Raw genomic sequence first — 5,567 nt, forward strand, 5'->3', positions numbered from 1 at the left:
AGCTCCGCGAACAGAACGCCGTCCGCGCCCCACGCCAGGACCGCCTCGACCCGGACCTCGCCGGCGGCCAACCGCAGCTCGTCCAACCGGGCGGCCTGCGCGGAGGCGCCGATGGCATCGGCCAGCGCAGGGCCTCGCCACAGCTCCAGCGCCTCGCGCAACAGGGCCGCCGCCCGGCTCCAGTCGCCGTCGACGAGCGCGCGGCGTCCCGCCTCGGCGAGCCCTTCGAACCGGTACGCGTCGACGTCGTCGGGATCCACGGCGAGGCGGTAACCGGCCGGGTGGAACTCGACCGGGTCGTGCCCGACGGGCAGGGCCTGGCGCAGCCGCGACACCTGGGACTGCAACGCGTTTGCCGCTCCCCGGGGCGGATGCTCCCCGTACAGGCCGTCGATCAGCCGTTCCGCGGAGACCACCCGGCCCGCGTCGAGCAGGAGCAGCGCCAGCAGGGTGCGCAGCCGCGGACCGCCGACGGGGACCTCGCGCCCGTCGGCAAGCACCACCTGGGTCGGCCCCAGGATGCGGAAACGCATGCCATGGATTGTCGCGCAGTGCCGGCCGGTTCCCACGGCCCGACCAGCCGACCTCACGGATCGGGAGGCTCAGCCGCGTCGGGATGGCGTCAGCCCTCCTCGCGGGTGCCGTCATTCCGGAGGGGCAGCTCACGTCCGTCGGGTTGGTCGCCGTTGGTCGCCCAGGGCGCCTCCCCGGCGGCAGGAACGGGATGCGCCGCGCCGGGCGCCGAGGCGGCGACCTCGGAGTCGGTCGGGCCCGGCACCGAGGGGGGTGCCGCCGCCGTGGCGTGCACCCCGCCGTGGACCGCCCCGGCCGGTCGGGGGATCGGGCCCGGTCGGGCCGGCGGGGCGCACTGCCGGGTCAGCCAGTCCAGCCCGCGCCGCCGGGCGACAACGGTCAGCCGGTCACCCGCGAAGATCACCTGCCGGGGGGCGAGGTCCTACCACCAGATCGTCTTGGCACCGCCCGCCGGGGTGCGTGCGATCAACCGGACCTGCCCGTCCCGGTTGACCACGTCCAGCGGCCGACCGTCCAGTTCGGAGCCAGCGGCGACCGGCACCTCGGCGACCGGCAGCGCGTGCCTGTCCACGGGGATGGTGGTGATCACGGCGCGTTCGGTGAGGGCCCCGATGAAGGCCGGTGCGGCCAGGTAGGAGACCGACCGGGACACCCCGAGGGCGAAGGTCTCCTCCACCCGCTCGGCGAAGTCACCGTCGAAGAACCGCAGCACCACCCGCAGGTCGTTGCGGAGGTCGCGAGCGGCGAGCGCTGCCTCCAGGTTGGCCACGTCGTCGGTGGACGCCACCACCAGCGCCTGACAGTCCGCCACCGAGGCGGCCACCAGCGTCTCCGGCAACGCGGCGTCGCCGACGATGAGCGGCACCTCCAGTTGGCGGGCCAGTGCCGCACCGCGCGGCTCCGGGGCCTTGTCGATCGCCACCACCTCGACGTCGTACTCGCGCAGCTGCGCCATCACCCGGGTGCCGACGTTGCCCAAGCCGATCACCACCACGTGCCCGACCCGCGCCGGTTGCAGCCGGCCGGTGTGCAGGGCCAGCCGGGCGTTGACGATGCCGTCCACCACGACCGCGGTGATCAGCGGGATCAGCGCCAACCCGGCCAGGTTGAGCACCACCTGCATGATCTGCGCGTCCGGTGCCTTGGTGGTGTCCGGGTCGGCGCCGCTGAGGGTGGTGACCAGCGTCAGGTACAGCGCCTCCAACGGGGAGACGTCCTCGGCCCGGGAGATCAGCGCCCCCAGCACCGCCATCAGCGCGAGCACCGCCATCACCGCGACGCCGATCTTGCGGGTGGCGAAGCCGCGAACCGCTCCCATCACCACAGCGACCGGACGACGCCGCCGGCGCGCGCGAACCAGCCGACGGGCGGCGACCTCGGTGCCCGGGGGCTGCCCGGTCGCCTCGGCGAGCACCAGGTCCGCGCCGGCCTGCTCGGCGGGCAGCAACTCCACGCCCTGCGCCTCGGTGAGGTGGGCCAACGCGCAGACCACGTCCTGCGGTCGGACGTCGGCTCGCCGCGCCACCCGCAGCGTCTTGTCCCGATGCTGGAAGGAGCTGGGGTCGACCTCGTTGAGCGCGGCGGCCACGAAGGCCGGCGCGGCCATCTCGGCGTCGGAGAGCACCTCGACCGGCGCCTTCAGCAGTTTGCGTACGCCGTCGGCGAGGGTGCCGTTGAACATCCGCAGCACCTGGCGGACCCGCTGGTCGACGGCCTGCGCGCAGAGCGCCGCGTGCAGGTTGCCGACGTCGTCCTGGTTCAGCAGGGCCAACCCGGCAGCCCCGGCCAGACCGGCGGCCTCGAAGGTGTCCACGTCCAGCCGGTCCGAGCGGACCACCCGGACCCCACGCAGCCCGGCCACGTCCGGCCCGTTGCTGCGGTAGCGCTCCGGCACCACGACGGTGACCCGGGCCCCACCGGCCGGCAGGTCGGATTCGAGCATCGCCCGAGCCACGTAGTAGGCGAGGGCATCCTTCCCGCAGATCACGTAGTGCGGGCGCGGATCACCGACGGATCGCAGCCGCCAGTTCCACTCGACCGCCCGTCGCGCCCGGTCCCGCCACGGCTCCGCCATGCCCGGATCGTAATCAGCACGGCCATGCTGGGCGACCCTGTCCGGATCATCCCCGGGCCAGGCATGCCCACTCCGACGGCGGGTAGAGCAGCGCCATGCAGACGTTCCTCCCGTACCCGGGCTTTCTGGCCAGCGCCCGCACGCTGGACCAGAAGCGGCTGGGCAAGCAGCGGGTGGAGGCCATCCAGGTGCTGCGCGGGCTCACCCGACCCGGGTACGGCTGGCGCAACCACCCGGCCGTGAAGATGTGGGCCGGGTACGAGGAGGCGCTCGTCCGCTACGGGTTGGACATGTGTGCGGTCTGGACCGAGCCGGGGCGGGCCGACACCTGTGCCACCACGATGACCGTCGACCTCACGGCCGCCTGCGGGCCGGGTGTCATCCGGACCCAGGACGAGCTGGCCGAGGCCGGTGAGCTGCCACCCTGGCTGGGCCGCGACGACCTGCACCTGAGTCACCGTTCGTCGCTGCTGCGCAAGGACCCGGCGCACTACCGCCCACTGTTCGGCGACGACGTGCCAGACGATCTGGAGTACGTCTGGCCCGCCTCCGACCGCCCCCGCCGATGCCTGCCGACCGACTAGGGCTCTGAACAGGCCGTTGGGCCGCAGGTGGGGCAGACTGGGCCCATGGCGCTGTCGCAAGTGGTAGGTCGGCTGATCGGCGTACGGCAGCACCTGGTGGACCCGGGCGGCGGTGGCGCCGACCGGGTGCCGCGACCGACCACGGCGCTGGTGGTGGGTGGCGGCATCGCCGGCATGTCGGCGGCGGTGGTGCTCGCCGAACGGGGTGTGGCGGTCACCGTGCTGGAGGCGGCGCCCACGCTGGGCGGTCGACTGGGTGCCTGGCCGGAGGCGCTCCCCGACGGCAGCCAGCAGAACGAGCACGGCTTCCACGCGTTCTTCCGGCAGTACTACAACTGGCGGTCCATCCTCCGCCGGGTCGACGGTGACCTGGGCTTCCTCAAGGCCATTCCGGGCTACCCGATTCTCAGCGAGCAGTGGCCCACCGAGGAGTTCGGCAAGCTGCCCCCGGCACCTCCGGCGAACCTGCTCGCGTTGCTGTTGCGCAGCCCCAGCCTGCGTCTGGCCGACCTGCGGGTGATGGATCGGGACGCCGCGCTGCCGCTGCTCAGCTACGACCCGGTGCGCACCTACGCCGACCTGGACGACACCACCGCCGACGAGCTGCTGGCGTCGTTGCGACTGCCGGACCGGGCGCGGGCGATGCTGTTCGAGGTCTTCTCGCACTCGTTCTTCAACCACGAGGCGGAGATGTCGGCGGCCGAGATGGTCGCCCAGTTCCACTTCTACCTGCTCGGCAACCCGGAGGGGTTGGCCTTCGACTGCCCTGACGAGGACTACGCCACGGCGATCTGGCAGCCGCTGACCCGGTACGTGGAGAAGCACGGCGGTCGGATCCTCACCGACTGCGCCGCCACCGGGGTGCACCACGACGGCGAGGGCTGGCGGGTGACCACCACCGACGGCGGCAGCCACCCGGCCGGCCACGTGGTGCTCGCCGTCGACCCACCGGCGCTCGCCGCACTGGTCGCGGCCTCGCCGGACCTGGCCGAGCGGGCACCCGAGCTGGCGGCACGGATGCCCACCTTCGGCACCCCCGGCCCGCCGTACGCGGTGGCCCGGTACTGGTGTGACGGGGACGTCGCCGCCGAACGCGCGGTGTTCAGCGGGGTGTCCCGGCAGCCCACTCTGGACTCGGTGACGCTCTACCACCGGTTGGAGAACGAGTCGCGCCGCTGGGCGCGGCAGACCGGCGGGTCGGTCATCGAGCTGCACGCGTACGCCTGCGAACCCGGCGTGCCGGCCGAGGAGTTGGCCGAGCGGATGCGCCGCGAGCTGGTCGCGCTCTGGCCGGAGGCCGGCGACCTGCGGGTCCGCGAGCTGCGCGCGCGGGTGGAGGCGCAGGCGCCGGCTTTCACGCCGGGCAGCCACTCCTGGCGGCCGGGGGTACGCACCGACGCGACCGGCGTCTACCTGGCCGGGGACGGCATCGCCACGGACTTCCCGAGCGCGCTGATGGAACGCTCTGCCGCGACCGGGATCATCGCCGCGAACCACATCCTGCGGGCCGAGGGCGCCGCCGCGGAGCCGGTGCGCTCGATCCGGCCGCGTGGGCTGCTGGCCGGCAGGCTGAATCGACAAAACACCACATAAGCCCCGGCACGCTGCCGTACGCTCGAATGATCAACCGTCGATCGGCCGGGCGGGAGGGCAGCGGGAGATGTCACCACTGCACCGCGCCGGCGCGGACCACGGCTCGTCGATCGACGAGATCGGCCGCGACGACACGTACCCGCTGATCCGCGACGAGCGCGCCTGCATCGTCACCGCGCTGCGGCTCGGTTGGTGGATGGCGGACGCCTACCACCACGGGCAGCAGGCGCAGCCCCGCGCCTTCGCGGAGACCCGCCCCGCCGTACCGCCGGCCAAGCTCTCCAACCTCACCGAGATGTCCGCGCACCGACGGATGCGGATGTACCTCGACGGGGTGGACGTCGCGGTGGCCCAGATCGTCGAACTCACCCGGCACACCGGGCCGGTGCCCGACACCTCGGCCGCCCGGACCCTGCTACCCGACCCGGGCCAGCCGGACCCCGCCGACCCGGTGCCGCTGCTGCTCGCCCTCGACGACCTCAACGTGGAGGTGCTGCGCTGGGCGATGGCCGCCAACCACCGGGTCGGGCTGGCCTACCGGTTGGGCCGATCAGTGGCCGACACCGTCCGGGCCGGTGATGTCACGCAGCTGCTGCGGCAGTTCGGCGGCCGGCACGTCCAGAACAGCCGGTGGCTGGACGAGCTGGCCAGCGTGCTGCCGCCATACTCGGCCGCGGTGGTGCGCCGGTCGCTGGCCGACTGGGCGAGCGCCGTCGACCGCGCCGGCCACGGCGACCCGACCGAGCCGACGCCGGCCGCGCTGAGCCGGGCCCTACGCGGCC

3 protein-coding genes and 2 pseudogenes are annotated in these 5,567 nt (G+C 73.6%); 3 read left to right on the forward strand and 2 right to left on the reverse strand.

Features of this window, described 5'->3' with window-relative positions:
- Both KBX53_RS20350 and KBX53_RS20355 read right to left on the reverse strand, forming a co-directional pair.
- Positions 1-533: BTAD domain-containing putative transcriptional regulator (locus KBX53_RS20350; RefSeq protein WP_210861044.1), on the reverse strand; the 533-nt coding region annotated here is incomplete at its 3' end.
- An 89-nt stretch (positions 534-622) separates the two neighbouring features.
- A pseudogene (locus KBX53_RS20355) lies at positions 623-2,608 on the reverse strand (TrkA family potassium uptake protein).
- Positions 2,609-2,703: 95 nt separating this feature from the next.
- Between KBX53_RS20355 and KBX53_RS20360 the strand changes: the two are divergent.
- The 3 genes and pseudogenes from KBX53_RS20360 to KBX53_RS20370 all read left to right on the forward strand — a co-directional run.
- Positions 2,704-3,192 carry an MSMEG_6728 family protein gene (locus KBX53_RS20360; protein WP_030327842.1) on the forward strand — a complete coding sequence of 163 codons (489 nt, stop codon included), beginning with the start codon at positions 2,704-2,706 and terminating at the stop codon, positions 3,190-3,192.
- Positions 3,193-3,237: 45 nt separating this feature from the next.
- Positions 3,238-4,785 (forward strand): FAD-dependent oxidoreductase, encoded by a 1,548-nt coding sequence (locus tag KBX53_RS20365; RefSeq protein ID WP_210861045.1) that lies wholly within the window; start codon positions 3,238-3,240, stop codon positions 4,783-4,785.
- Between the two features lie 67 nt (positions 4,786-4,852).
- Positions 4,853-5,567: pseudogene (locus tag KBX53_RS20370) on the forward strand (hypothetical protein); the annotation flags it as partial.

It is taken from the genome of Micromonospora sp. M51, from assembly GCF_018070305.1.
In the GTDB taxonomy this organism is placed as follows: domain Bacteria; phylum Actinomycetota; class Actinomycetes; order Mycobacteriales; family Micromonosporaceae; genus Micromonospora; species Micromonospora parva.

Excerpts from the sequence above, each read along its gene's own strand:
- KBX53_RS20360 (WP_030327842.1), top strand. The coding sequence starts at position 2,704 with ATGCAGACGTTCCTCCCGTACCCGGGCTTTCTGGCCAGCGCCCGCACG.
- KBX53_RS20365 (WP_210861045.1), top strand. The coding sequence starts at position 3,238 with ATGGCGCTGTCGCAAGTGGTAGGTCGGCTGATCGGCGTACGGCAGCAC.